The sequence below is a fragment of the Pseudovibrio denitrificans JCM 12308 genome (assembly GCF_001310815.1).
Classification (GTDB): Bacteria; Pseudomonadota; Alphaproteobacteria; order Rhizobiales; family Stappiaceae; genus Pseudovibrio; species Pseudovibrio denitrificans.
On sequence record NZ_BAZK01000018.1, the window covers coordinates 84136 to 109465 of the forward strand.

The following is a 25330-nucleotide window of genomic DNA, read 5'->3' on the forward strand; positions in this document are numbered from 1 at the left end:
ATGACAAATGAAATTTGCATGTTTGACTGTGATCGCAATTATAAATGGTATTTATTTGGACTTGCTTTGGAGGTTGTATTTGAAAATCGTAATATTAGCTGAGTTCAAATGCAGCGGAGAGTAGCCCGCCAAATATGATTACTGTATGGTGCGTGGAATTCGGAATTTGGAGATTGAGCACTTATGAGTGATGCCAGCAATAAAGCAGATCTGTCAGGAATTCAGATTACTGTTGTCCCGGTCACTGCCTTCCAGCAGAACTGTAGCATCGTCTGGAACAAAAGCACGCAAAAAGCGGTTGTTGTTGATCCGGGTGGGGATGTTGATCACATCCTTGCTGCGTTGAAAGAGCTTGGCGTTACTGTTGAACATATCCTCATCACTCACGGGCATATCGACCATATCGGTGGGGCTGCTGAGCTGGCGGAAGCTTTGGGTGTGAAAGTGATTGGCCCGCATGAGGCTGACCGTCCGCTAATTGACCGCGTTGAGGATCAGGCAAAGCAGTTCGGTCTGGATGCCGTGCGTAAAGTTGAACCAGATCAGTGGCTTGTGGAGGGTGATGTGGTGACTGCTGGTGGTGCGGAGTTTCAGGTTCTGCATTGCCCAGGCCATGCTCCGGGGCACGTCGTCTTCTATAATACAGATCTGAAGCTGGCGATTTCCGGTGATGTTCTGTTTGCCGGTTCAATCGGGCGTACCGATCTGCCGGGTGGTGATCATGATACGCTGATTGCATCTATCAAAGAGAAGCTCTTGCCGCTGGGCGATGACATTACGTTCCTGCCGGGACATGGTCCTGCGTCTTCGCTTGGCCACGAGCGACTGAACAACCCGTACCTGAAGTAAACCTCAGATACTGTGGCGGAAAGGGGAGTTTCAGCTCCCCTTTTTTATTGCAGGATGGCTCTGAGTTCATCAATGCGCTCATTGATCAGCCAGCCGTAATAGTTCTCGCGGGGCAGGTGAGCTGGTCTGATGCGGCGCTTGTTTCTGTAAGAAATTGCGCGTTCCCAAGGGTTTCCGAGGTTATAGAGCGTGGATGTGATTCCAGGGTTCTCAGAGATGTCGACGTTCGCGACTTGCTTGTAGGCGTTGATCGCATCTCTCAGGACTGCGGCGGTGTAGTGGATGGATTTGTTGGGGTCCATCACTGTTTTATAAAGACCTGATGCATCTTTGGAACTGAGCCTCGGGAGGCCGCTGATGCTGTTGACCATGTCGTTCATCTTCAAGGCCGTCAGTGGGGTTATCTGACCTAAGCCGAAGCTTTGACCGGCAAACATAGGGCGGAAGAAAGCGCGGTGGAATGGCTCTCTGGGATAGCGGATGCCGCCGACGCGTCTGCCCATGAACTTGGAGTTCCAGATGAGTTCATAGCATCTCCAGCGACTGTTGCTGGTTTCTTCACGGTGACAGTTATTAAACTGCGGGCGTTCTACAAAGCTCCAAACCTTCTCGCCATCATATTGAAATGAAATGGGAATTCGGGCGTATTGCAGGGCTTTCATGTAATAGCCCTGCGCGCTGTCGAGGCTGTCGTAGTTGTAGGTATGCTCGCCGACGATGGCACCGAGGATATGAACGGGATCAATATTATAGAGTGTGGCGACTTTTTTGATGTTCCGGATCAGGCGGTTTTCTCTTCTGAGCACAGTGAGAATACGCTGGAACTTCTTCTCGTAGGTTCGATTGAACGCTTTGGTGCGGGTTGCGGATGCAGTTGGGATTGTTGGCTGGATCTTCAACCGGTTGCCAGCAGGCACAACAAGCGGCACGTTGGCCTTTGCCGGGCTCAGCAACAGGTCAGCACTGGGTAAGGTCAGGCATAATGCTAAAAGAACAGCACTGGTATTACGCGGTAACTTCATAGCAATCGAACTCTGGACTATTCATTATTTTAGGTTCTGATTGCTTATGTGTATAGTAATTGTCCTAAAATTTTATTCAGTCAATGTATTTGTGGCGCTATTAAAAGTATATTGTTGATTATTACATTTGTGCCCTTTCAAATGTTGTTTGAATTCATTGGCGACTGAGATTTTTACCTGAGTTACACCGCTTTTAATGAAACCTAGTTCTGCAGCAGCTGCTTTGGAAAGGTCTATCAGGCGGTTTTGTGCATAAGGGCCACGATCATTGATGCGCACGGTCAGTGATTTGCCGTTGGTGAGGTTTGTGACCAGCACTCGGGTGCCCATTGGAAGCGTGAGGTGGGCCGCCGTGAGTTTGGACGGGTCCATCATTTCCCCGCTGGCCGTTTGAGAGGTGAGGGCATACCAGGATGCCTCACCGCATTGGGAGGAAGTTTTTATCTCAACCTGATGGGGGCGCAAAATGAAAGCAACAAACACGATCACGATGGCGGTGATGAGAAGGAGGAGGGCGTAGATGCGGCTGCCGCGATGGGCTAAGCCTTTATTGTTCCAGGACATTCCGAAGCCTATTGGCTATTTAGCTTCCCTATTTATACAGGGTTTCCCTTGTTTTAGGGACCGGAGAGATTTTCTGTGTTGGTGAGTTGGTTTATGTAGGTTGAAGATAATCAACGCGTTTGTAGTGGTGCAAGCCGCTTTCGCAGATCCTGAATAGGGGAATAACGTGCAGCAAAACCCATTGCCAAGCAGACTTATCCTCGCGGACGTCGCTCGCGGTCTCGCACTTCTGGCAATGGCGATTTACCATTTTTCCTGGGATCTCTCTTGGTTCAATGTTGTTGGCTGGGATGTCTCCGGTGCGCCGGGTTGGCGCCTGTTCGCTCAATTGATTGCCGGTAGTTTTCTCTTCCTTGTTGGCTTCAGTCTTGTGTTGGCACATAGAAATGGCATCCGATGGGAGAGTTTCTGGCGGCGGGAGATTAAGGTTGCTGTTGCTGCGCTGGCGGTTTCTGTCGCAACCTACTTTATCTTTCAGGATCAATGGGTTCGCTTTGGCATTCTGCATTCCATTGTGGTTTCCAGCTTGCTCGCTCTGCCGTTTTTGCGGGTTCACTCCATAATTGCGTTGCTATGTGGGGCAGGGGTGATTTTGCTCTACCACTGGCTGGGGGATTACGTGCTGCCTTATCGCCAGTTTTTCTGGCTGGGGCTCAACTCATTACCCGAAGTTTCCGTTGATTATGTGCCGCTTATTCCCTGGTTTGGCCCTGTGCTGTTGGGCGTAGGCTGCGGGGATATCTTTGCCCGCTACGACCTTTTGCGGTTTTTGCGCGGTTCTGCGTCGCCGAGCGTTATTTCGCGTTGCTTTGCGTGGTTCGGTCGTCATTCGCTCGCGACCTACCTTCTTCATCAACCGATCCTGTTTGGTGTCGTTTGGGTTGGTGTGAATGTCGGTCTGTTCGGTGATGTGCAGGTGCGAAGCTTTCAACAGTCATGTACCGCAGTGTGTAGCCAGACCGTTGATGCGGAGCAATGTGCGCGAGCTTGCGAGTGTACATCTGCTGAGCTGATGGAGCGTGGTGTTTGGGAAGATCTGCTGGTTCGGCCGAATGATCCTGATGTGCGTGAGATTGCGCAGCAGGTGTTTCAAGTGTGCTTGCGGCCCTAGAGCTATCGAGGCTTGTGCAGGGAAATTTGCGTTACTTTGGTGTTTTTCTCGTTGAGTGGCTCTATGGCTACCTTCAGTTTTCAGGGATGTGCTGAAAGCTAAGATATTCCCTCTGGTGTCAGAGTTTATCCTCCTTCCTCAAAAAAGATATGCCCGCGCAATGTGTGATGGGGCTAGCCGTGAATCAGTTGGGCCTCGAGCTTCAGCATATTTGTGGTGTTAAGCCTCAAATATGCTGCTGCGTCGTTATTGCATTGAAAAAATATGCTTTTTTTGCCCGCTGAAATCTAAGGGGTTTGGCATTGCAGGCCGACCCGCAGTGTTGCGACACATTTTCTGATATTACCCAAACGTAAGCTTTAGAATTGAATGAGTTTTTCCATTTGGGCGCGAGTTTTCATTTTGATGCGAAAGTCATATTTTGCTTATTTGTGTAGCTCACATAAAGTTAGGTTTAGAAGAAAAATACTCAAAACTACATATGGATGGTATTGACCACGATAAATGTGCGGATAATATATCACTTGGTAAATATACGCAGTTATTATGAAGTGATGTTGGGATTTTCGTGCTGGTGGAGGAAGTATAGTCGTAATCTATGCTCAAATAATGTTTTAAACATAATGCCACCTCTTAGGGGTTGGCTCTTCTTTCACGACATATCTTCGCATCCCTTCAAACGTGGGTCCGGCCCTGGGGAGTTGCACGAGACCCATTAGCATTGGGGGAAGAGTATGCGGGTTTTAAAGAATGCAGGCCGCGGCCTCGCAGCAGGCTGCTTTGTGCTGGCCGGATCAGGCTCAGCTTTAGCGGGCGCGTGGGATACGCTTGGTATCGGCTCGTCTGAGTTGCTTTTTGCACCTGAGAAGTTTGTGGTCGAAGGTTCTGTGACCTACGTTGATCGCAATGTAGACTACGACAACACTGCGGCCAGTTTTGTTATTCCAGGCGTGCCGCCAACTGTAGTCAACCCAGGTGGACCAGCAACTTCACGCGCTACTCCAAATATTTGGAATTATCAGGGTGCATTAAAATTCGGTATTACGGACAATGCGGACTGCATGGCGCGCATAAATAATCCTCTATCAATTGAGGAGGAAATGGATCCTGATTGGCGTGGCCGTTTTTCTGGTTATGAGACACAAGCTCGGACGCTCGCATTTGATGCAACCTGCGCCTACAGATTTCAAGTGGGTGAGGGACGATACTTCCGTGCAATTGCAGGGGTGAAAGCTCAGGATCTGAGCTATTATTCAAAGGGAGCTCATCCACTAGCTGGAACTGCTGAGGTGGATCTGAAAGCTGATGGATTGGATTACGGTTGGCGCGTTGGTGTGGCATATGAAGTGCCTGCATACGCATTACGCGCCAGTCTGATTTATGACTCTCAAATCGAAACAGATCTCAGTGGCGATACAATCGTAGGAGGCTCGAAGGCTTTTGACAGCACTGCATCCTTAACTTTACCTCAGTCGGTCGAACTAAATGTGCAATCTGGTATTGCTCCAGGTTGGTTGGTGAGTGCTGGTGTGAAGTGGGTTGATTGGTCCGTAATTGATGTCTTGTCTGTAGATAGCTTTCACCCTGTGAATGGAGCTGCGGTGGGTGAGACAGTTCATCGGAAACTCAACTTTAAGGATGGGTGGACTGTTAAAGCAGGGATCGGTCATGCCCTTAATGAGAAGGTGAGCTTGGGAAGTTCACTGCAGTGGGATCGTGGTGTCGGTGGTAGTTACTCTGATACCTACACTTTTGGTTTTGGTGGATCTTATGCTGCCAATAAAAACGTGAAGTTTACTGTTGGGACTGCAGCTATCTACAAAACTGCAGGATCGGGTGATGCAACTAACTTTGCATCAGGTACGGTCAACGAGTATGACTACGATGCGTCCTGGGCTTATGCAGTGAATACTAAGATACGTTTGTCATTCTGATACATTTACGAGAACTCAAATGCGAAGCCGGAGGCGCTGTCTCCGGCTTTTGTCGTTTTGGGTGTTCATACTGCGATTTGCGGGGAATCCCTCACTGTGTGTGATTTGTGCAAGCAACACCCCGATTTGTGCTGTTTGTGCAACAGTTTTGTGGAGAAATGAGCATGTTGATTTGTTGGAAAAGCTAGCTCAAAACTCTTAAGTAATTTACGTATAGGTAAGTTTGACTATAGTCTAATACATGGCGTCATCTGGTGATTAACTTCGTTGCTCCGAAGTTAAGTAAATATATCATCATTATTTACCTTAGGTTATATTTAAGTCTTGAAATGCCTGCCCAAACGAAATGGCGTAGTATTTATACTATGGGAGGGGTGATTATTTCTCTCAATGCGTTATGCATGCAGTCAGAACTATATCAGTTTGCTCTGCAAATTGGTGGGATTGCACTGGCGCGAGACACGTAGAGACTCGTTAAGTGCGGATTGCATGTGTATCGCATTGGGGTGAAACGCGCTGCAATTTCCGTATCTTAAGCAAGTGCTCCCAACTGAATGAACCTGAAATCAGTGTTTTAAACATTGTATATGGGGAAACATAAGGGGGAGAGGGCATGCGTGTTCTCAAAACATTGGCTCAGACCACCGTTCTGGGCTGCGCGGTATCCATGGTTCCTGTTGCTGCATTCGCTGGCGGCTGGTCCACTGAAGGTATTGCTGACTACGATCTTCTGTTTGCTGACGGTAAGTTTGTTTTTGAAACTCAGGCGACCTATGCTGATCGTAACGTTGACTTCAAGAATGCAAAGACCAATCAGACTGGTCAGTCAGAAGTCACATCTAATTCATCTGCTGACGATATTGCGCCGAACATCGCAGTGTTTTCTGGTGCTGTAAAAGTTGGACTGCTGGACAATCTAGATTTGTACGCGCGTCTCAACCAGCCTTATCTAATCCGCGAGCAACCTGGCTTTGACTGGAATGGTCGTTATGCTATTGGCGAAACCAATGCTGACGCATTGGGCTTCGATGCAATGTTGAGCTACAAGCACGAAGTGAGCAACGGTAACTTCGTTCGTGTGTTCGGTGGTTTGCGTTCTGTGACAGTTAACTATGAGCAGCTGTCGAAAACCTTGGCACCAGTTATCGATCCTAGTAGTGGCCTTCCTGTTGGCACTATCGATCTGGATACAGATATCAATGTGGATTCAGAGCGCCAATATGGCTATCGCATCGGTGCTGCATTTGAGAAACCTGAAATTGCCTTGCGTGCAATGATTGCGTATGAATCTGCAATTGATATAGAGCTTGACGGCGATCTCACTATTCAGAATATTGGAAGTTTCGGTTCACATGCAGAAGCGACTCTTCCTCAATCAATCGAGGCTAAGGTCCAGACCGGCATCGCTCCTAAATGGTTGGCGACAGTTGGAGTTAAATGGACTGATTGGAGTGTCCTTAACGAGCTCGCTGTAGATGTTGCTTCTCCAGGTGGTCCAGTGCCAACAAAAGTAGTCCGCGATCTTGGTTACTCTGATGGCTGGATTGTCGAAGCTGGTATCGGTCATAAGTTGACAGACAAGCTTAGCCTTGGAAGCAGTGTTACTTGGGACAAGGGCATCGGTGGCCCTTACTCTGATACCTATTCCCTCAGCCTTGGTGGTAGCTACGATCTGGCAGATAATGTTAAGTTCTCACTTGGCGGGCGAGCAATCTTCAAGACTTCAGGTGAAGGTAGCTATGACATCTCTAAGACTGCGGCTATTAACTCTGAAGTCAACACCGACTACGAATACGACTCCTCCTGGAACTTCGCTGTTTCTTCCAAGATCCGCGTCGCGTTCTAAGTTGTTGTATCTTTGAGAATTATAGGGCCGGGGATGGTGATCTCTGGCCCTTTTTTATTTGGGGGATGAGGCGATGAGGTGGCATTCGTAGCGGTTGTTGTTGCTGAAGCGGATTTCGACTGAAGGATGTTTGAACTTGTTGTTGATCCGGAAGATCACCGCTTGTGCGCCGAGGCTGGCCAGGTGTTTGGGCAGCTTGTTGCTGAAGAACTTGTAGTGGGCCTTGATGGGATGTGGGGTCATTTTTACGATTTCGCCTGCGACGGCGATCTCGGCGAAGGCGTAGGTTGAGCTGGTGTCGATTTCATAGTCGACGAAAACAGCTGTTCCGCGAAACTCGTCATAGATGGACTGGCAGTGGTCAGTCATGTTTGAGGAGGCCAGTCCGGTGCTGACGGCGGTGCCGAAGTGGGCGATGGGCAGCATGAGTTCTTCTGTGATCAGCCGGGCATTTGCGTTGCCGGCTGATCCCAAAAGAACTGCAGTGCCAAAGCACACCATCACTGCGAATGTGCTGAGCGGTGTGTGTTGGCGGGCGGTTGCTGTGTAAGGCATTCGCCTTATTGTCTCAGCTTGAAGGCTTCGGTGCTGAGGAAGCACTTGTCTGTTGGCTGATCTCCAGCGGCGATGATGTGGACCACTTCGTCATCAAAATCATCTTCCATTGTGAAGATCACACGTAGGAACCTTTCTGCTTCAACACATCCGGCATTTTATCTGAGGTGAATGAGTAGGTCTCCGGGATGCCGAGAGGGGTGAGCCTGACTTCGGTGTCTTCCACCAGCGCAACCGCGCGGTTTTGTGTTGGGCTGATCTGGTACTCGACAAAGATTTCCTTGCCCATGCCCACTTCATACTTTTTCTCGCAGGCTTCTGTCACAGCCTGGTCGGATGAACCGTCTTCTTTTAAGCCGATGATGTAGTTGAGTGGGACGAGGACCTCACCGCTTACGTTTTTGGAAGGCGCTGCTTGGGTGGCGGACGCGAGGAGGAGGGCGGCAGAAAATGTGGTTATGGCACCAGGTCCGAAAAGTGTTTTTTTCATTCTTATTGTCCTGCTCGGTGAGTGAGAGAGAGCGGTTGTGTTTATCTGTGCGGGCCAGAACACGCTCTGGCTGTTGAAGCGCAGTCTGCGGCAACCTCAGGCACCACTCAATCCAATGCATTCAGTCTGGTTAAGAGAGGGCAACGGGTTCTTTCAAAACTGTCCTTACAAATTAAGAGGATGATTACGCGAGAGTGATGGAACGAAGGAAGAACATACTTTCTTTTCCAAATGACTCGCGGCATAGTGTGCCCATGACTAAGCGCCCCACAAAAACTTCCAGTTCATCCTCACTCCCAGAAGCTGAAGGGTCTTCCTCCGGCTTTGGTGAGGCTCCGCAGCCAGCTCTTTCCGGCAGTCCGTTGTCCGGCTCTGTTTCTGACTGGGCTGATCAGCTTGCTGAAGAAGATCTTTCTGGTCTGAAGGCAAAGAAAGAAGCCGAGCAGCCAGCTGAAGAGAAGCCTGCGCCAAAGAAGAAAACGGCAGCTAAGAAACCTGCGGCTAAGAAATCGGCTGCGAAGGATAAGAAGGCTCCTGCGAAATCTGCGCGGGGTACGTCTATGGGGGCGACCAGTGATCCGCGTGAGCGGGCCAAGGGTGGTTTGAACCCGATTGCCGGTTTGGACATCTCGTTGGAAGACGCTGAGAAGCTGCTTGATACTCACGTCAAGGAGACAAAGAAAAAGCGGAAGAAGGCCAAGGAAGAGACGATTACCGGTGCGACTGCGACTGTTCAGGCGCTGGCACGGTTGATTGAGCAGGGACGTTCTGATGAAACGGGGGAAGATGCGTGGGTACCGCATCGACCAGAGCGTCCGCAGAAGTCTGAGGGCGGCGTTGCCTTTTCTCTGGAATCTGAGTTTGAGCCGAAAGGCGACCAGCCGAAAGCGATTGCGGATCTGAAAGCTGGTTTGGCGGATGGTGATAAAACACAGGTGCTGCTGGGTGTAACGGGGTCGGGTAAGACCTTCACCATGGCGCAGCTGATTTCGCAGACCCAGCGCCCGGCATTGATCCTTGCGCCGAACAAGACACTGGCCGCACAGCTTTATGGGGAGTTCAAAGCGTTCTTCCCGAACAATGCGGTTGAGTATTTCGTTTCCTACTACGACTACTATCAGCCGGAAGCCTATGTAGCTCGGACGGATACCTTCATCGAGAAGGAAAGCTCCATCAACGAACAGATTGACCGGATGCGCCACTCGGCGACCCGTGCCCTGTTGGAGCGTGATGATGTTATCATTGTGGCGTCGGTCTCCTGTATCTACGGTATTGGTTCGGTAGAGACCTATACGGCGATGACCTTCAAGCTGGAAGTTGGAGAGAAGATTGAGCAACGGCAGTTGCTCGCGGATCTGGTGGCCTTGCACTACAAGCGCAATGATGCGGCTTTCCAGCGTGGAACGTTCCGCGTACGGGGGGATACGATTGAAGTGTTCCCGGCGCACTATGAGGACCGGGCGTGGCGTATTTCCCTTTGGGGCGATGAGATTGAAAGCATCACCGAGTTTGATCCGCTGACGGGTAAGAAGTCCGGTGAGCTGCAGCTGGTGAAGATCTACGCGAACTCACACTATGTGACGCCGAAGCCGACGCTTAATCAGGCGATCAAGTCCATCAAGAAAGAGCTGAAACATCGTCTTGATGAGCTCAATGATCATGGCCGTCTGCTGGAAGCGCAGCGGCTGGATCAGCGATGTACGTTTGATCTGGAGATGATGGAAGCGACGGGTGCCTGTGCGGGTATTGAGAATTACTCTCGCTATCTGACGGGCCGTGCGCCGGGTGAGCCGCCGCCAACACTGTTTGAATATCTGCCTGACAATGCGCTTGTGTTTATTGATGAAAGCCACGTGACCGTGCCGCAGATTGGCGCCATGTACCGGGGTGACTTTAGGCGTAAAGCAACGCTTGCGGAGTATGGGTTCCGTCTGCCGTCCTGCATGGACAACCGTCCGCTCCGGTTTGAAGAGTGGGACGCCATGCGTCCGCAGACGGTCGCAGTTTCCGCGACACCGGGCGGCTGGGAGATGGATGAGAGCGGAGGGGTGTTTGCTGAGCAGGTTATCCGCCCGACCGGCCTGACTGATCCTGATATCGAGATCCGGCCTGCCAAGACGCAGGTGGATGATCTGCTGGGTGAGGTGCGTGAGAAGGCGGCAAATGGCTTCCGTACGCTGGTGACCACGTTGACCAAGCGCATGGCGGAGGATCTGACCGAGTATCTTCACGAAAACGGTGTGCGTGTGCGTTATATGCACTCGGATATTGATACGCTGGAACGTATTGAGATCATTCGTGATCTTCGTCTCGGTGCGTTTGATGTGCTGATCGGGATTAACCTGTTGCGTGAGGGCCTTGATATTCCGGAATGTGCTCTGGTGGCCATTCTGGATGCGGATAAGGAAGGCTTCCTGCGCTCTGAAACTTCGCTGGTGCAGACCATTGGTCGTGCGGCGCGTAACGTGGATGGTAAGGTTATTCTGTACGCAGACAACATGACAGGTTCTATGGAGCGGGCGATTGCGGAAACCAACCGTCGTCGTGCCAAGCAGGAAGCGTATAACGAAGAGCATGGCATCACGCCGGAGAGCGTGAAGCGCTCCATCGGCGATATTCTGGAAAGCGTTTACGAGCAGGATCACGTTTCGGTGGATGCTGGCTTTGCTGAGGAAGGGGCCACCATTGGTCACAACCTCAAGGCCCACATTGAAGACCTTGAGAAGCAGATGCGTGAAGCGGCGGCTGATCTTGAGTTTGAGACAGCAGCGCGGCTGCGTGATGAGGTCAAACGTCTGCAGGAGACTGAGCTTGCGGTGGCGGATGATCCGATGGCGCGGCAGTCTTCCGTAGAGCAGCAGACTGGCGGTTTTGGCGGTAAGAAGAAATATGGCGCTTCCGGCAACTTGCCCAAGGCAGAGGCGGAGAAAGCCGATGCTGGCAGCAAGGTGCACAAACCGCGGCTAGGTGAGATGGGACCGGGAACGGATCTGCCGACACCTGCTGGTGCCACGGGTGAGAGGAAGAAACGCCGGACAACATCAGGCCGCAGCTCTGGTGGACGTCCGGGTACGCGGACATTCAGGAAGAAGAACTAACCGAGTCCAACAGCTGTAGCTTGTTGCTTCGCGTCTCTTTCTACGGAGATGCGCAGCATTGACAGGCGTCACTGTTTGCACCACATGTGAGGCAAATGTTCTGTTTGCATATCCGTTAGCGCCACCGGGCACTTTACGGCGATATCCTGAAACTGGTTAGGTCTATGATTAAGCACATTGTCTGGGACTGGAACGGTACCCTGCTGGATGATTTTGAGATCACAGCACAATACGGCATCGATACTTTTGCAAAGGCTGGTTTGACCGGTGTAACGTTCGATGATGTGCGGCAGCATCATACGCGTCCTTTTGCCGATTATCTCAAGGCTGTGATGGGGCGCGATGCAACAGACGTTGAGCTCTCTGAATTTTATAGCGGGTTTGGTGCAGTCTATGAGCCGGTGATGTACGATTTGCCCCTGGCTCCTGACGCGTTGCACGCGCTTGAAGCTATCAGCGGCGCAGGCAAAAGCCAGTCCATTCTCTCCATGGCACCGCATGAGGAGCTGGTTTCTCTGGTTCGTCACAACGGCATCTACGAGCACTTCACCCGGGTTGATGGCGCACAGGATCTGAGCAAGCACTTCAAGATTGATGCCCTTCGCGCGCATATCGACAAGCTCGGCGTGGATCCTTCCAGCGTCTGTGTGATTGGCGACAGCATTGATGACTTTGACGCAGCAAAGGGCCTCGGCGCTTCTGCTGTTCTCGTCTCCACTGGCATGTACGCCCACAACCGCCTCATCGCCACCGGCGCCCCAGTGGCAACAAACCTGACAGGCGCTGTTGCCGAAGCGTTGAAGTAAAGGTTTCAGAGACCTTCGATCAACTCGCGGCCTGCCGGAAATTGAAGGGATGATCCTTCAAAATCAGTTCCGACAGGCTCGGCTTTCCCACCCAGATGCTGGGCGAGGAACTGCTCGACTATCGCATGATAGGCACGACGGTTGTGCATCTTCTGAATGCCGTGCCCTTCGTCCGGAAAAAGAGCGTACGTCACAGGGATATCCTGATCTTGCATCGCAGAAACGATTTGCTCTGACTCAGATGCCTTAACGCGAACGTCTTGGCCGCCCTGTACGATGAGTAGTGGTTTCTCAATGTGACTGACGTGTGTCAGAGGAGAGCGCTCTTTCAGGAAGGCGCGACCTTCTTCAGTTGTGTAATCGCCAAGTCGGTTCTTGTAGACGGTCTTCCATGTTTTCCAGTAGTCGGGGATGGTGTTGAGGAAACTCATAAGATTGGATATGCCGACCAAATCAACGGCGCAGGCAAACTTTTTGGGTGTCTGAGTAAGACCGGTCAAAGCTGCAAAGCCACCATAGCTGCCGCCCATGATGCAGATGCGGTTTGGATCGGCGATACCTTTCTCAATCGCCCAATCGACTGCATCCAGCAAATCGGTTTGCATTTTGCCGCCCCATTCCTTGGTGGAGGCGTTTACAAACGTCTTTCCAAATCCGGTAGATCCTCTGAAATTGACAGAGAGCACCGCATAGCCTCGATTTGCCAGCCACTGGTGGGTCGGGTCTAGTCTCCAAATGTCTCTCATGTACGGGCCACCATGTACGAGCAGCACCATTGGGCAGGGTTTTTCTGCATTGACTGGTTGTGACAGATAACAGACTAGGTCCAAGTCATCTCTTGTCTTTATGACCACGGATGACATGTTTGCTAATGGTAAGTTGCTCAGCTTTGGCTGTGCCGAAAACAGAGGTATAGCCTCTCTGGTTGCTCTGTTGAAGTTGAAGTACTCAACTGGCTTATTGTCCTGCATATGAGCGAAAACGAGTTTCTGAGTGTCATTTGACATGCTGGTGATGTCGATATCGCCAGAAAACGTCTCCTCCAAATAAGAAAGAGTTTGTTCGAGGTCTGGATCTATAGGGAGCCAATCTGCACGGGCATAAGTAGCAGTAGCGGCAAGTGGGTAGTTTGTAAGGGGGTGGAGCAACAAGTTGCTGACATCTGCTTGCGGATGTTGTGCCAACAGAGTGGTGGTTCGTGTTTGCACATCTTCTGCCATAGCCACTGCTTTGTCTTGTCCGCGACTATCGATCCAGAACAAGGTTTGCCCGTCTTTGCTGAACTCAATCGGTCTGGTTGTCAGGCTGTCTTCGAAGGGGATGAGCGAATAGCGTTGCCATTCCTTGCCATCTGATCGATGAAGGTATTCTATCTCACCTTTTTCCGTATAACGGCGGGCGAGGCGGACGTTAAAATCGCTGTCGGTGAAGAAGCCTGCAAACTGGTCATTCTTCTCAATAAGTTGACTGTTTCCGGTGGTGAGAGAGACTCTGTAGAGGTCGAAGCGTTTTGTTGTCCGTTGATTGTGAGCGATCAGGACTTCATCAGTGTGTTTGGTTGGTGGTTCTTGAAGAAATGCTTTGACGCCAGTTTCCGGGCTCAAGGCCACCGGATCTGTGCCATCAACTGGGACACTTAGAATATGGAAGTTTTCATCTCCAACCTGATCTCGAGAAATCAGAATGCGGCTGCTGTCGGGTGACCAACGGAGTGTGAGACCGATATGGCGATCGCTAAAGGATGTGAGTGGTCTGGCTGACTTCGGATCTTCACTGCTCATAAGCCAAAGATTGAGAACGCCATTGATGGGTGCTTTAAAGGCGATCCACTGCCCACAAGGACTAATTCGGACTAAAAGTCGTTCGAAGGGATCGAAAAGTGTCCGGCGGGGTATGAGGCAAACTTCTTCCATCAGTTCCATTGGACACAATCCTCTTTGAGATGTAGCGGTCTGCAGGCTCAGACAGATAGAAGAGCCCATATTATGGGAAGTTGGTGATCTTCTTGCTGCTTATCAATCTCTGTTTTTGTTGCTGAAAACCTACCAATTCCTGGTTGCTTAGATTCTTGAACAAGAGTTTGGTTATGATCGAGTATTCAGAGACAACTCAAACCGTGCATTTTGAGATTTAGCTGCGTTAGATCAATGCAGTCTACCCGTTAGGGACGCATTCTTGATAATAATTCCGAATTGCAGTTGGACGTGTCTCGATGAAAAGAATTCTCTCAACCTTGGCCCTGAGTGTGTTGATGGCGGGTGGTGCGCTTGCTGAGGAGGGTAAGACGTATTCCGTTAATCAGGTGACTGATGCCAGTGCGAATACGCCTTCTCATATGTTCCGGTTTGAGCCGGATCTGCTTGAAGTTCCGCTGGGCGCCACTGTTAAGTTTGATAATTTTGACGGCAACCACACTGTTATTTCGATCAAGAAGATGACACCGGAAGGTGGGCCGAAGTTCAAGTTCAGCAAGATGTCTCCTGACCGGAATGTGACCTTTGATACGCCGGGCATTTATGGCGTGACCTGCGGCATTCATGGTCGCTTTGGTATGGCGATGATTATCAAGGTGGGTGAAGACAATGCTGAGGATCTGAAGAGTGCACGCACTGTGGTGCCGGGTGGCCGCATGGGCACCAAGATCTCTCAGATACTGGATCGGCTGGAAGACAAGTAAGTCCAGATATAACAAAGGCAGCCGAAGGGCTGCCTTTTTTGATGGTGATGTCGGTTAGGCTATTCGGCCTGTGCCACACTGCGCCTGGATTTGATGTAGTGCGGTCCGACTTCCACCAGCAGGATGCCGCTGAAGATCAGAGCGCAGCCGACCATGCCGATTGGGGCGATGCGTTCTCCCAGAATGACAGCAGCTGCCAGTGCTGCGAACAGAGCTTCTGATGAGAGCATGATTGCGGCGTCGGATGGGGTTGTCCATTGCTGGCCGAACGCCTGGAATGTGAAGGCAACACCGCCTGACAAAGCGCCTGCGAAGAAGATCTCAAACCATGCGTTCTGCAATGACTGCAGGGAATAGCTCTCGAAGAAAAGAGAGAGGAACACGCAGATCACGCCGATAGATGCGAACTGGATGACGGCGATGGTGATCGGGCGGCCTGATGTGCTTGCGAGGCGTCCTACAAAGATCACCTGCAGTGCCCAGAAGACGGCGCAGACCAGCATGAGCAGGTCGCCGGCATTTAGAGCTGTCAGACCTCCGCCGAGCAGGTAGATGCCAAGCAACGTGAACAAGCTGGCAGGCCAGACGAGGAAGTGGGGACGTCCTTTAAAGAACAGTGTCACGAGGATCGGCGTCAGCACAACATAGATGGCTGTCAGAAATCCGGCGTTGGTGACGCTGGTGATGACGATGCCGTATTGTTGCAGAACCGTGCCCAGAGTGAAGGCAACACAAATCGTCAAAAGTGCCGGCATATGTGCTTGGTCAGCTTTTTAGTGTTGTGAATGCGGCGTTCTCGCAGAGCAAATGGCAGGATTACCAGAGTCGCGAGAAGAAAGCGCAGGCCAGTGAACTGCAATGGGCCAAGATTTTCCATTGCGGTTGACTGCGCGACAAAGGCCATGCCCCAGATGAGGCCGGCCATTAGAAGAAGAATGTTTGCAGATGCCCTAGTCATGCCGCAGCTGTACTGCAAGCGAATAGGCGCCGCAAGCGGTCTGTCAACGCTTCCGTTGAAATTCTCTCAAGACGATTTTGAGCTTCTGATCACTGCCAGATACGTTGCGTTTGCTTACGCTCGTGCTGCGTGTGCTGGCAATTGTCTTTCAGGCACGGCTCTTTGTCATCCGGTTGAGATCAACCAAATGAAAGATACTTTAAAAGACGAAGAGGACCATAAACATGATGCCGACAAAGGCGGCAATGATGGTGGCCGCTACAGGCCATGGTGACTGGGCATGGTCGACGTGTTCTTTACGATGGTAGTCAACTGGCGAGGTTCTCATTGTGTCCCCCTGCGGCCCGGGTCAGTTGTGTTCCTGAGTAGGGGCCGATAGACGCGGATAACATCGAATACAGAAAGTATATATTACTGGAAATTGGTGTGTTCGAGATACCACAGGTTGAGCTTAAGCAGATCACTCAATTGCAAAACTGCTATGGCCCATATTTTCTCATAGATTTAGAGCTTCGAGACCAGCCTCAAGATAATCAGGCAAGAGTGGTAACCCGAGCAGGTAGGTTGAGACCGGAGAAGTAGATCGTTCACGTGCTTCGGCGAAGGCCAGATCGAGGTCTCCCTGATCATAATCTCCCCGTCCGATCCAGGCGATTGCAACCAGCTCAGTTGCTTCATCGACGTTCAGATCGTCGATGATTTCTCTCAGCTCAGACTCAGAAAAGTCATCGTGTTCTTCTTCTGCAAGCCCGTCATGGTGGTGAACGTTTTCCAGTTTTTCCGTGTCGAAGGACAGATCGCCTTCGTGCCCGTCTTCGTAAGTGTCTGGCAGGCTTTCGGAAACAGCGCGCGCTTTTTGTACGATCATGCGAACAGTATCTGCAGATAGTGCTAGTTCTACGGCCATCTTGCGTCCCCGCTTATTGCTGTAGGAGAACGTTACTCCTGTTCGGAATTATTCTGCAAGTGGAACTTATGGAACACCTGCCTGCATTCCAATCGGGCTCACGGGCAGTATGGCGCTGCCAGCTGTAATAGGCGATTTAAGCGGCGGAAAAGAAAAGGGATTTGGTTAAATGGCCGTTAGTGAACTGCTCAAACTTTTCGTATGTAGTTCTACTGAGCGGAATACTGGATATCGTTATGGTTAAAAAAAACAGTATATACCGCTACGGCAGGACTTGTTTGTGCGCTGCACCTACGAGTAGCATTTGATTCAAGGGCGAAATTACAATCAAATCTCCCAGAAATTATAGGTGCTGGCGGACCTGAGTGCATGGTGCTGGCAGGGTTGTTTATTGCCCTGTCGGCACATCCTAAACCCGTCATTTTCATACAGTTTAGCCAGACTTAGCTTTTGAATGCGTAGATCTTTGAGAGCACGAAGTTGAATGTCATGGAGACGAACGTGGCGAGGATCACGGCCAGATAGGTGGAGAAGCCATCGATCAGGGTGATGAGCGCGCCATAGGTGCTGTAGTTGATGACCGCACCCACGCTGTTGACCAGAACGAATCTGAAATACTCACCCAGCGGGCTGCCTTCTGAGCGGAAAGTGAAGACGCGATTCCAGAACCAGTTGTTGGTCATGGCAACCCAGATGGACAGGATTCGCGCGATGAGGGGATCGAGGCTAACTACCTGCCAGAAGAAGGCGAGGGCGGCGAGGTCCACCACAAGACCGGAGCCCCAACCATTCCAAAGCGAATGAACTGATTTTCTAGGAGTTTTCGCAGCAGGATGTTCACGGGAGTTGGGCTCTCTGTTCTGGTTTCACCAGCTAAATTTTTTGGTGTTGCAATGTATGGGCTGCTTATCGCTGTTCTGCCAGAAATACAAGAGACGCTGCGTCACAGAACCTGCGATTATATCTGGGGAGTAATATTTGAAAAAATCTGCAGTCTTTGGCGAAATTTGAGCCGAAAAACTAGCCTGTTTGCGCTTGCCAAGCCATGGTCTGCGCCTTAGGGTCTGCGCGCACTTATTTTGCGAAGAACGCACCCGCTTCTATTGGAGGGCATTATGGGCTTTATCGCTGACTCGCTGTCTCGTGTGAAACCATCTGCAACGATTGCAGTGACCACGAAGGCACGCGAACTGAAAGCCGCTGGCCGCGACGTTATCGGCCTTGGTGCTGGCGAGCCGGATTTTGACACGCCAGAAAACATTAAAGCTGCTGCGATTGCAGCCATTAATGGCGGCAAAACAAAATACACAGCGGTTGATGGCACTCCTGAGCTGAAACAGGCAATCAGCGCGAAGTTTCTGCGCGACAATGGCCTGAAATATGAGCCAAACCAGATTACTGTCGGTACCGGTGGTAAGCAGGTGCTCTACAATGCGTTGATCGCAACCATCAATCCGGGCGATGAAGTTCTTATCCCAACCCCATATTGGGTGTCTTACCCGGACATGGTGCTGCTCGCTGGTGGTGAGCCAGTGGTTGTTGAAGCGGATCAGAAGACTTTCAAGATCACTCCGGAAGCTCTGGAAGCGGCGATTACGCCTAAAACCAAATGGCTGATCTTCAACTCACCATCCAACCCGTCCGGCGCTGGCTACACCCGTGATGAGCTGAAAGCTCTGACCGACGTGCTGCTGAAGCATCCGCATGTTTGGATCATGTCTGACGACATGTATGAGCATCTGGTCTATGACGACTTTGAGTTCACCACTCCTGCACAGATCGAGCCTAAGCTTTATGAGCGCACTCTGACCGTGAACGGCGTTTCCAAAGCGTACTCCATGACCGGTTGGCGTATTGGTTATGCTGGTGGCCCTGTTGATCTGATCAAAGCAATGGCGAAGGTCCAGTCTCAGTCCACCTCCAACCCGTGCTCCATCTCTCAGGCAGCTGCGGTTGAAGCGCTGAATGGTACGCAGGACTTTATTCCGGTCAACAACAAGGTCTTCCAGGATCGTCGTGATCTGGTTGTTTCCATGTTGAACCAGGCGTCTGGCCTTGAGTGTCCAGTTCCAGAGGGTGCGTTCTACGTGTTCCCATCCTGTGCTGGCACCATCGGCAAGACGGCGCCATCCGGTAAGGTCCTTGAGACTGATCTGGACTTTGCAAGCGAGCTTCTGGAAACAGAAGGTGTTGCTGTTGTGCCGGGTTCTGCGTTTGGTCTGGGTCCAAACTTCCGCGTTTCCTACGCGACTTCCACTGAAGCTCTGACCGAGGCATGCACTCGTATTCAGCGTTTCTGCGGAAACCTGAAGTAAGCAATTTTCTGAAATGGGTGTCTGGGAGATCTCAGGCATTCGGTTTCAAGCGACAGATACAAAAAAGGCGCTGCATCACGCAGCGCCTTTTTTGTTTTAGGTGTTTCGCGAGACTGGAGGCTTAGTCCGGGAGGAGGGCGTCCAGAATGTAGCTGTTGTTGACGAATGTACCGCGGCTTTCTTCAACCAGTGTCTGTGCATCGGCAAAGGAGAAGCGAACGCCAGCATGATGGATGCGTTTTCGAGCTTCTCTGAGCGCAGGTCTGCGAACATCGTCATGCCATTGGCAGTTTCTGTGCCTGGCTTGAACTCCATACCCATTGCATAGATATGATTTTCACGCAGGTAGCGGTAGCCGGCATAGAAGCGGGCATTTTCGCTGGCATAGTAAGATGCAGTTGCACCGCCCATGACTGAGCCCATGTCGTCGATCATCTGCACACCGATCAAACCGTCGACGGACAGATTTTCAAAGTGAACCTGTGCTTCTGCACCAACGTAGCCGAGGGATCCGGCACCACCGTTGATCTGTGCTGCAGAGCCTACAAGACCGAAGTAGTTGTAGTCTTGCGTGCGGAAGCCCATGCGGCCAGTGCCGGCATAGAAGCCATAGTCTCTGGTTCCGCCTGCGGTCGCATCAAACTGGGATGCAAAGCCCGGGCCTTGCCCGAACGCAGCTGTTCCTGACAACAGGCCCAGCATCTTGCCTTCGAGAGCCCCGAAAGCAGTGGTGATGCGGGCATTGATGGGATTTGCCTGCGCGATCGCTGGAAGAGTTGCAATGGCTATTGCACCGGTTACGCCAAACAATAGTGTCTTAAAATTGGAGCGCATTGCTGATTCTCCGTACTCAATTTTCTGAGTGGAGCATTCCGTTTTTTATTTAAAACATTGTTCTAAAGTGTCCCATTTTGGGTCAAATCGTTAGGCTTAATATCTATGGTTAATAATTGGTTTACGGCTCGCTGAAATCTGTTTGTGATATATGATTTATCGATTTTTCTGAGCTAAGCCGTTCTGGATGCGCGGCTTTTCGTAGGCGCGGGCAAATCCTTTAAGGAAAACTTAGGGTTAACTGGCGTGGAGGAGGGGCAGGTGAGAAGGGGCTGTCCAGAGTTTATGGTGAAAATCCTAATCACGAATTCTAACGCTAATCACTAGGTAAAAATAACAGCTGAACTAAGCGGAGTGTTCACTCTGATCGTAGCAAGGCTTTGACAGGCCATACTGTTTGGTCTCCCATTGTGCAAAGGTCGTAGTGCCTGAGCATTGGAGAACAATAATGAGAAAATGCCTTGCTTTAGCTGCTGTCGCCGCTCTTGGTTTCAGCACTTCCGCCTATTCTGCTGACACTCCTGCAACTCCTCCTGAAGAACCAAAGAAAGATCGTCCCGGTGTGGAAGTCGGGTCTTTGACCTGTGATCTGGTGGCTGGCACCAACTTCATTGTTGGCTCCTCCCATGAGCTGTCCTGTGTGTTCAAGTCACCCAGTGGCAAACGCATCGAGGGCTATACCGGTACCATCAACAGTTATGGTCTGGATATCGGTCCTGTGACCTCTGGTACGCTGGTTTGGGGTGTTGTGGCACCTAAGGCCAATCTGAAGCCGGGTTCTCTTGCCGGGAACTATGGCGGTGTTTCAGCTGGTGTGACACTGGGTGCTGGTGTGCAAGCCAACGTTCTGCTGGGCGGCCTGAACCGCTCCATCGCACTGCAGCCTTTGAGCCTACAGGGACAGACCGGCGCGAACATTACAGCTGGTGTAACAGGGTTGCGGCTGACCAAGCAGTGATCCTTTAAATCTTAGGGGGATGGTGAAACCTAACCCTTTGATCCTTATAAATTGCACCGGTTCATATTGTGCGGCGGACTGTCACGTTTCAGTCCGTCGTTGTTTTGGCGCTTGCATATCACAGCGTTTCCGAGTGACGATACTTATCCAGAGTCTTATAATTCTCTGGAAGGCGCGTGTGATTTTGCGCCGCCATGGCGCAGACGCCCGTGCCTGCTTCCCAAACCCAAACAGGGAGTATGGATCATGGGAGAAAAGCATGTCGGAGTTGCCGGAGGCAGGGTTAGCAGCCCTCGTTCGGTTGCCATTATTGGACCTTTCGCAAGTGGCAAGACCACACTGCTGGAAGCTCTTCTAGCGCGAACGGGGGCTATTGGGCGACAGGGAAGTGTTGACGCGAAAAGCTCACTGGGTGACAGCAGTGACGAAGCGCGTGATCACGCAATGAGCGTTGAGGCGAACATTGCCACCTGCACCTACAAGGGCGATCACTTCACATTTATCGACTGCCCTGGATCCGTAGAGTTTCTTCATGAAGGCAACAGTGTCTTAAACGGTGTTGATATTGCCGTTGTTGTTGCTGAACCAGATGAAAAGAAGACAGCGGCTCTTCAGCTCATCCTGAAATCACTTGAACAGCGGAATATCCCGCACGTTCTCTTCCTGAACAAAATTGACAAGGCAACCGGCAGTGTGCGGGCGATGCTTCAGGCATTGCAGCCAGCTTCCAGTTTGCCGATGGTTCTGCGCCAGATCCCGATTTGGGAGAACGGCGTGGCGACAGGCTTTATTGACCTGGCGCTGGAACGAGCCTTTGTTTACCAGGATGGCAAGCCAAGCAAGACTATTGAAATTCCTGATGATGAGCGCGGTCGTGAGGTGGAAGCGCGCTATGCCATGATGGAAATGCTGGCTGACCACGATGATGTTCTGATGGAGCAGCTCCTTGAGGATGAGTCTCCTGAGAATGAAATCATTTTCGACGATCTTGTGCAGGAAATGCAGCGCGGTGAGATCTGCCCTGTGTTCATTGGCAGCGCGATCAAAGGCAATGGCATCCGTCGTTTGCTAAAGGCTCTGCGCCATGATGCACCGGATGTGGTTGATACCCGCAAGCGCCTTGGCCTTGGTGAGGATGAGGCGGTTCTTCAGGTACTGAAGACCTATCACACCTCTCATGGCGGCAAGCTCTCTGTTGCCCGTCTGTTTGGTGGTTCGCTGAAAGAAGGCGCGCTTCTCTATGATAGCCATGGCGAAGAGTATCGTCCTTCTGGTCTCTTCCAGATGTTTGGTTTGCAGCCGAAGAAGATCACGGAAGCTGCGGCTGGTGATCTGGTGGCACTTGGCAAGTTGGATGACATTGAAACAGGCATGACCCTTGCTGTGGGTGCACAGCCTAAGGAAACTCTCTTTGTTCCGGGCAGCCCTGACCCTGTGCTTTCCAAAGGCATCAAGGCTACTGAACGTAAGGATGAGGTGCGCCTCTCTACTGCTCTTTCCAAGCTGGTGGATGAAGATCCATCCCTGAGCGTGACACAGGTGCAGAGCACTGGTGAGACCGTTCTGGAAGGGCAGGGTGAAATGCACCTGCGTGTGGCTCTTGAGAAACTGACTGGCCGTTATGGCCTTTCCGTGAAGAGCTTTGAACCTCGCATTCCATACAAGGAAACCATTCGCGGTAAAACTGAGCTGCGTGGGCGCCATAAGAAACAGAGTGGCGGTCATGGTCAGTTTGGTGATGTGGTGCTGGCCATTCAGCCAATGCCTCGCGGTGAGGGCCACAGCTTCAATGACACGATCACCGGTGGTGTGGTGCCAAAGCAGTACATTCCATCTGTTGGCGAAGGCGTGAAAGAAGCGCTTGAGAAAGGGCCTCTGGGCTTCCCGGTCGTGGATGTGGCTGTGACGCTGAAGGATGGTTCCTACCACTCCGTGGACAGCTCTGATCAGGCGTTCCGTATGGCTGGTATTCTGGCCATGAGAGATGGCCTGAAGGAATGTAAGCCTGTGCTGCTTGAGCCAATCGACAAGGTTGTTGTGGCTTGTCCGTCAGAGACGACGGCGCGCATTAACGCGATTGTCTCTGGTCGTCGCGGTCAGATCCTCGGGTTTGACGCTCGTGATGACTGGGATGGCTGGGATGAAGTGGAAGCTATGATCCCAGAAAGTGAGCTCAGCGATCTTATTGTGGAGCTTCGCTCTGCAACAGCCGGTGTGGCCACATTCTCCCGCAACTTTGACCATCTGGCCGAGCTTTCCGGCAAGGCCGCGGACAAAGTCATCGAGAGTGCGACAGCACCTGCCTAACACTCCAGAGCTTGTGCGCGTATTCTTATCCGAAAACCGGAACCACTTTTCGGGAATACGCTCCAGCGTGAGACAGAAAAAGAACCCGGGGCCGTGCTCCGGGTTTTTCTATTGGAGATCAGGCGCTCTCGGTCATCAGCTCTTTAAGCTCGGAGATGAACTGGGCCATCTCAGCATGCCCACCTTTTGGCGCCTCCGGCCATTCGGTTACCTTTGTCCCCCAATACTCTCTGGGAGTGCCTTTGTAGCGTGGCATGAGCCAGACATGGAGATGGGCAACTGCATCCCCAAACACCCACGTATAGACGTGCTCGATCTCTTCATGCGCATAGAGAGTGCCAGTGATCTGCCCGATCAGAGAACCAAGCTTACCTGCTTGCTCAGGGTTGAGCTCTGACCAATTTTGAACGTGCGTTCGCGGTTCAATGATCAAGGCTCCAATGAGATTGGAACCATCCTCAGTCCGATCCGGAGCATGAGCAACAACGAAGTCGTCATATCCATCAATATCGATCGTCAAGTCGGATGTGAGGGTTTTGTGTTTGGTACAGACAAAGCAATCGGTCATGGTGCAGTTATTCTCGAATAATCAATTTTGGCGGTGGTGCTCAAACCGTCACCTCCGCTAATATGAGTCAGAGTAAGGTATTTTGTGTCGCTTTTGGTTTCCATTCCATATTTGAGGATGCCATGCTTGTTGCCCAAATTTCAGATGTTCACGCGAATCCCAACAATGACAACCTCCAACGATTAAACGCTGTTATTGCATGGTTGGAAGTAATTCAGCCAGACGTTTTGATTGTATCGGGTGACCTGGTAGATGACCGATGGGCTGATGGTTACGGCCTGATAATGGATGCGTTGGCTCCCCTATCTGGGCGGCGCTTTGTTTTACCGGGAAATGCAGATGATCGCCATTTGATGCGGGAGTGTCTTCCTAAGGAAGACTATTGGCATCATCCTTATGAAATGCACTTTGCTGAGAGCGTTGGCGGCGTAACTTTTGTAGGTGTCGATACCTGTCTCGATGGGAAAACAGAAGGATCAATTCCGGAGCATTTGAGTTGGCTAGAGCAAACACTCGACCGATGTGAGCCGCGAACAGCCTTTCTATTTACGCATCAGCACTTGTTCCCGAGTGGTATTGAGCCAGCAGATAAGTTTATCTGTCAGGGAGCAGATCAGTTCGAGAGCATGTTAAAATCTTGCTCTAATCCGCCAATTGCTATTAGTAGCGGGCATGTACATCGCAGCATGTCCAGTATGATCGCAGGTGCTCCAGCTTACATATGTGGCTCTGTTTGCTTTGCTAACCCCTTGCTTTTGGATGTGTCGTGGCAGCTACCGTCTGAGCAGCTTCCAGCGCTTATGTTGCATGACTTCAGGGGCGGCAGGCTGGTTAGCAGTCATGTCAGTGTTGACGGCTTAAACGCGCTTTCCTCTCAATCTAGGCATCTTGTCTCGGCATAAAACTATTTGGTTATCGGCGGCAGGGAAGCTGTGCGGGCTTTTAGGCGGGCTAGGGAGGACCAGTCTTCGTCGGCGTATCCGGCTTTGATGGCGGTGCGGAGTTGGTCTGTGATGATGTCTGCCATGGGGAGGTCGATCCCGAGGGCCTGAGCTTCCTGTTGGGCCAGGCTGACGTCTTTCAGGCCCAGAGTAGTTTTGAAGCCGGGTTTGGGGCTTTGCTCGCGGGCGATTAGGGGAGCGTATACTTTGAAGGCGGGGGCGCTGAAGAGGGTTTCGGTTACCAGCGTGAGGAAGACTTCCGGATCAATGCCTGCTTTGCGTGTGAAGGTGAAACTCTCAGCGAGGACTTCCACGGCTGCGGCCAGCATGAAGTTCATGCCGAGCTTGGTCACGGCTGCTTGTCGGGGTGTTGGTCCCATCCAGAACTGACGGGTTGATATAGCTTCCAGAACAGAGCGGGCTTTCTCTACAGCGTCCTGCGGGCCCGCAGTGACAGCGATGAGTTCTCCTGCTGCGGCTTTGTCTGGTCGCCCCAAAACGGGGACGCATAGAAATCTGATGCCGGCTTGTTCATGGGCATTTGTGAGCTTGTCGACCATGGGTGGACTGATGGTACTGTGGGAGATGGA

General features: G+C 51.4%; 24 protein-coding genes. 11 read left to right on the forward strand and 13 right to left on the reverse strand.

The genetic code is table 11. The features are described from left to right. Positions 1 to 183: 183 nt before the first annotated feature. Positions 184 to 849 (forward strand): MBL fold metallo-hydrolase, encoded by a 666-nt coding sequence (locus JCM12308_RS20730; protein ID WP_054784936.1) that lies wholly within the window; start codon positions 184 to 186, stop codon positions 847 to 849. A gap of 44 nt (positions 850 to 893) precedes the next feature. Here the strand turns inward: JCM12308_RS20730 and JCM12308_RS20735 are convergent, their stop codons facing one another. Beyond that, on the reverse strand, positions 894 to 1871 hold the full coding sequence (locus JCM12308_RS20735) for a DUF1402 family protein (RefSeq protein WP_054784937.1): 978 nt from the start codon (positions 1869 to 1871) through the stop codon (positions 894 to 896). 72 nt (positions 1872 to 1943) lie between these two features. Further along, complete coding sequence (locus tag JCM12308_RS20740; RefSeq protein WP_373282397.1) at positions 1944 to 2357, reverse strand: septal ring lytic transglycosylase RlpA family protein; 414 nt, start codon at positions 2355 to 2357, stop codon at positions 1944 to 1946. 244 nt (positions 2358 to 2601) lie between these two features. Here JCM12308_RS20740 and JCM12308_RS20745 point away from each other — a divergent pair, with 244 nt between their 5' ends. The 3 genes from JCM12308_RS20745 (at position 2602) to JCM12308_RS20755 (ending at position 7326) form a co-directional block, all read left to right on the forward strand. After that, the gene (locus tag JCM12308_RS20745) at positions 2602 to 3546 is read left to right on the forward strand and encodes a heparan-alpha-glucosaminide N-acetyltransferase (protein WP_054784939.1); all 945 of its coding nucleotides are present in this window, start codon (positions 2602 to 2604) and stop codon (positions 3544 to 3546) included. 734 nt (positions 3547 to 4280) lie between these two features. Next, positions 4281 to 5480: an OmpP1/FadL family transporter gene (locus tag JCM12308_RS20750; RefSeq protein ID WP_054784940.1), complete on the forward strand. Its 1200-nt coding sequence runs from the start codon at positions 4281 to 4283 to the stop codon at positions 5478 to 5480. 613 nt (positions 5481 to 6093) lie between these two features. Further along, the gene (locus JCM12308_RS20755; protein ID WP_054784941.1) at positions 6094 to 7326 is read left to right on the forward strand and encodes an OmpP1/FadL family transporter; all 1233 of its coding nucleotides are present in this window, start codon (positions 6094 to 6096) and stop codon (positions 7324 to 7326) included. Positions 7327 to 7380: 54 nt separating this feature from the next. Here JCM12308_RS20755 and JCM12308_RS20760 read toward each other — a convergent pair whose 3' ends face one another. Continuing rightward, positions 7381 to 7881, reverse strand: coding sequence for a hypothetical protein (locus tag JCM12308_RS20760; RefSeq protein WP_054784942.1), 501 nt, complete (start codon positions 7879 to 7881; stop codon positions 7381 to 7383). Between the two features lie 118 nt (positions 7882 to 7999). Then, positions 8000 to 8371 (reverse strand): hypothetical protein, encoded by a 372-nt coding sequence (locus JCM12308_RS20765; RefSeq protein WP_208978807.1) that lies wholly within the window; start codon positions 8369 to 8371, stop codon positions 8000 to 8002. A gap of 254 nt (positions 8372 to 8625) precedes the next feature. Between JCM12308_RS20765 and uvrB the strand changes: the two genes are divergently transcribed. Then, complete coding sequence (gene uvrB / locus JCM12308_RS20770; RefSeq protein WP_054784943.1) at positions 8626 to 11469, forward strand: excinuclease ABC subunit UvrB; 2844 nt, start codon at positions 8626 to 8628, stop codon at positions 11467 to 11469. Positions 11470 to 11633: 164 nt separating this feature from the next. Further along, entirely contained in the window at positions 11634 to 12275 is a 642-nt protein-coding gene (locus JCM12308_RS20775; protein WP_014286706.1) for an HAD family hydrolase, read from the forward strand. 5 nt (positions 12276 to 12280) lie between these two features. Here the strand turns inward: JCM12308_RS20775 and JCM12308_RS20780 are convergent, their stop codons facing one another. Next, a complete protein-coding gene (locus JCM12308_RS20780; protein ID WP_054784944.1) occupies positions 12281 to 14056 on the reverse strand; it encodes a S9 family peptidase in 1776 nt (591 codons plus the stop codon). A gap of 431 nt (positions 14057 to 14487) precedes the next feature. Here JCM12308_RS20780 and JCM12308_RS20785 point away from each other — a divergent pair, with 431 nt between their 5' ends. Next, positions 14488 to 14952, forward strand: coding sequence for a plastocyanin/azurin family copper-binding protein (locus JCM12308_RS20785; protein ID WP_208608794.1), 465 nt, complete (start codon positions 14488 to 14490; stop codon positions 14950 to 14952). 59 nt (positions 14953 to 15011) lie between these two features. On the opposite strand, the gene JCM12308_RS32515 is transcribed toward JCM12308_RS20785, so the two are convergent. The 5 genes from JCM12308_RS32515 to JCM12308_RS20805 all read right to left on the reverse strand — a co-directional run bounded on the left by JCM12308_RS32515 (position 15012) and on the right by JCM12308_RS20805 (position 17587). Further along, positions 15012 to 15707: a DMT family transporter gene (locus JCM12308_RS32515; protein ID WP_280138409.1), complete on the reverse strand. Its 696-nt coding sequence runs from the start codon at positions 15705 to 15707 to the stop codon at positions 15012 to 15014. Continuing rightward, positions 15692 to 15910, reverse strand: coding sequence for an EamA family transporter (locus tag JCM12308_RS32520; protein ID WP_280138410.1), 219 nt, complete (start codon positions 15908 to 15910; stop codon positions 15692 to 15694). The genes JCM12308_RS32515 and JCM12308_RS32520 overlap by 16 nt, the downstream gene beginning before the upstream one ends. Positions 15911 to 16109: 199 nt before the next feature. Next, positions 16110 to 16238, reverse strand: a complete 129-nt coding sequence (locus JCM12308_RS32525) for a hypothetical protein (protein ID WP_256377897.1) — start codon at positions 16236 to 16238, stop codon at positions 16110 to 16112. Positions 16239 to 16406: 168 nt separating this feature from the next. Next, on the reverse strand, positions 16407 to 16817 hold the full coding sequence (locus JCM12308_RS20800) for a DUF3775 domain-containing protein (RefSeq protein ID WP_008547506.1): 411 nt from the start codon (positions 16815 to 16817) through the stop codon (positions 16407 to 16409). A gap of 443 nt (positions 16818 to 17260) precedes the next feature. Beyond that, entirely contained in the window at positions 17261 to 17587 is a 327-nt protein-coding gene (locus JCM12308_RS20805; RefSeq protein WP_208978808.1) for a GtrA family protein, read from the reverse strand. Between the two features lie 345 nt (positions 17588 to 17932). Here JCM12308_RS20805 and JCM12308_RS20810 point away from each other — a divergent pair, with 345 nt between their 5' ends. After that, on the forward strand, positions 17933 to 19132 hold the full coding sequence (locus tag JCM12308_RS20810; RefSeq protein WP_008547844.1) for a pyridoxal phosphate-dependent aminotransferase: 1200 nt from the start codon (positions 17933 to 17935) through the stop codon (positions 19130 to 19132). A gap of 96 nt (positions 19133 to 19228) precedes the next feature. On the opposite strand, the gene JCM12308_RS20815 is transcribed toward JCM12308_RS20810, so the two are convergent. Then, complete coding sequence (locus tag JCM12308_RS20815; RefSeq protein WP_208978809.1) at positions 19229 to 19966, reverse strand: hypothetical protein; 738 nt, start codon at positions 19964 to 19966, stop codon at positions 19229 to 19231. A 448-nt stretch (positions 19967 to 20414) separates the two neighbouring features. Here JCM12308_RS20815 and JCM12308_RS20820 point away from each other — a divergent pair, with 448 nt between their 5' ends. Both JCM12308_RS20820 and JCM12308_RS20825 read left to right on the forward strand, forming a co-directional pair. After that, the gene (locus tag JCM12308_RS20820) at positions 20415 to 20924 is read left to right on the forward strand and encodes a DUF992 domain-containing protein (RefSeq protein WP_054784946.1); all 510 of its coding nucleotides are present in this window, start codon (positions 20415 to 20417) and stop codon (positions 20922 to 20924) included. A 246-nt stretch (positions 20925 to 21170) separates the two neighbouring features. Next, a complete protein-coding gene (locus JCM12308_RS20825) occupies positions 21171 to 23231 on the forward strand; it encodes an elongation factor G (protein ID WP_054784947.1) in 2061 nt (686 codons plus the stop codon). Between the two features lie 118 nt (positions 23232 to 23349). Here JCM12308_RS20825 and JCM12308_RS20830 read toward each other — a convergent pair whose 3' ends face one another. Further along, complete coding sequence (locus tag JCM12308_RS20830; RefSeq protein ID WP_054784948.1) at positions 23350 to 23799, reverse strand: HIT family protein; 450 nt, start codon at positions 23797 to 23799, stop codon at positions 23350 to 23352. A gap of 62 nt (positions 23800 to 23861) precedes the next feature. Between JCM12308_RS20830 and JCM12308_RS20835 the strand changes: the two genes are divergently transcribed. Further along, on the forward strand, positions 23862 to 24701 hold the full coding sequence (locus JCM12308_RS20835; protein ID WP_208978810.1) for a metallophosphoesterase: 840 nt from the start codon (positions 23862 to 23864) through the stop codon (positions 24699 to 24701). 2 nt (positions 24702 to 24703) lie between these two features. Here JCM12308_RS20835 and JCM12308_RS20840 read toward each other — a convergent pair. Further along, on the reverse strand, positions 24704 to 25330 hold a 627-nt coding region (locus tag JCM12308_RS20840), incomplete at its 5' end, for an NAD(P)-dependent oxidoreductase (protein ID WP_054784955.1).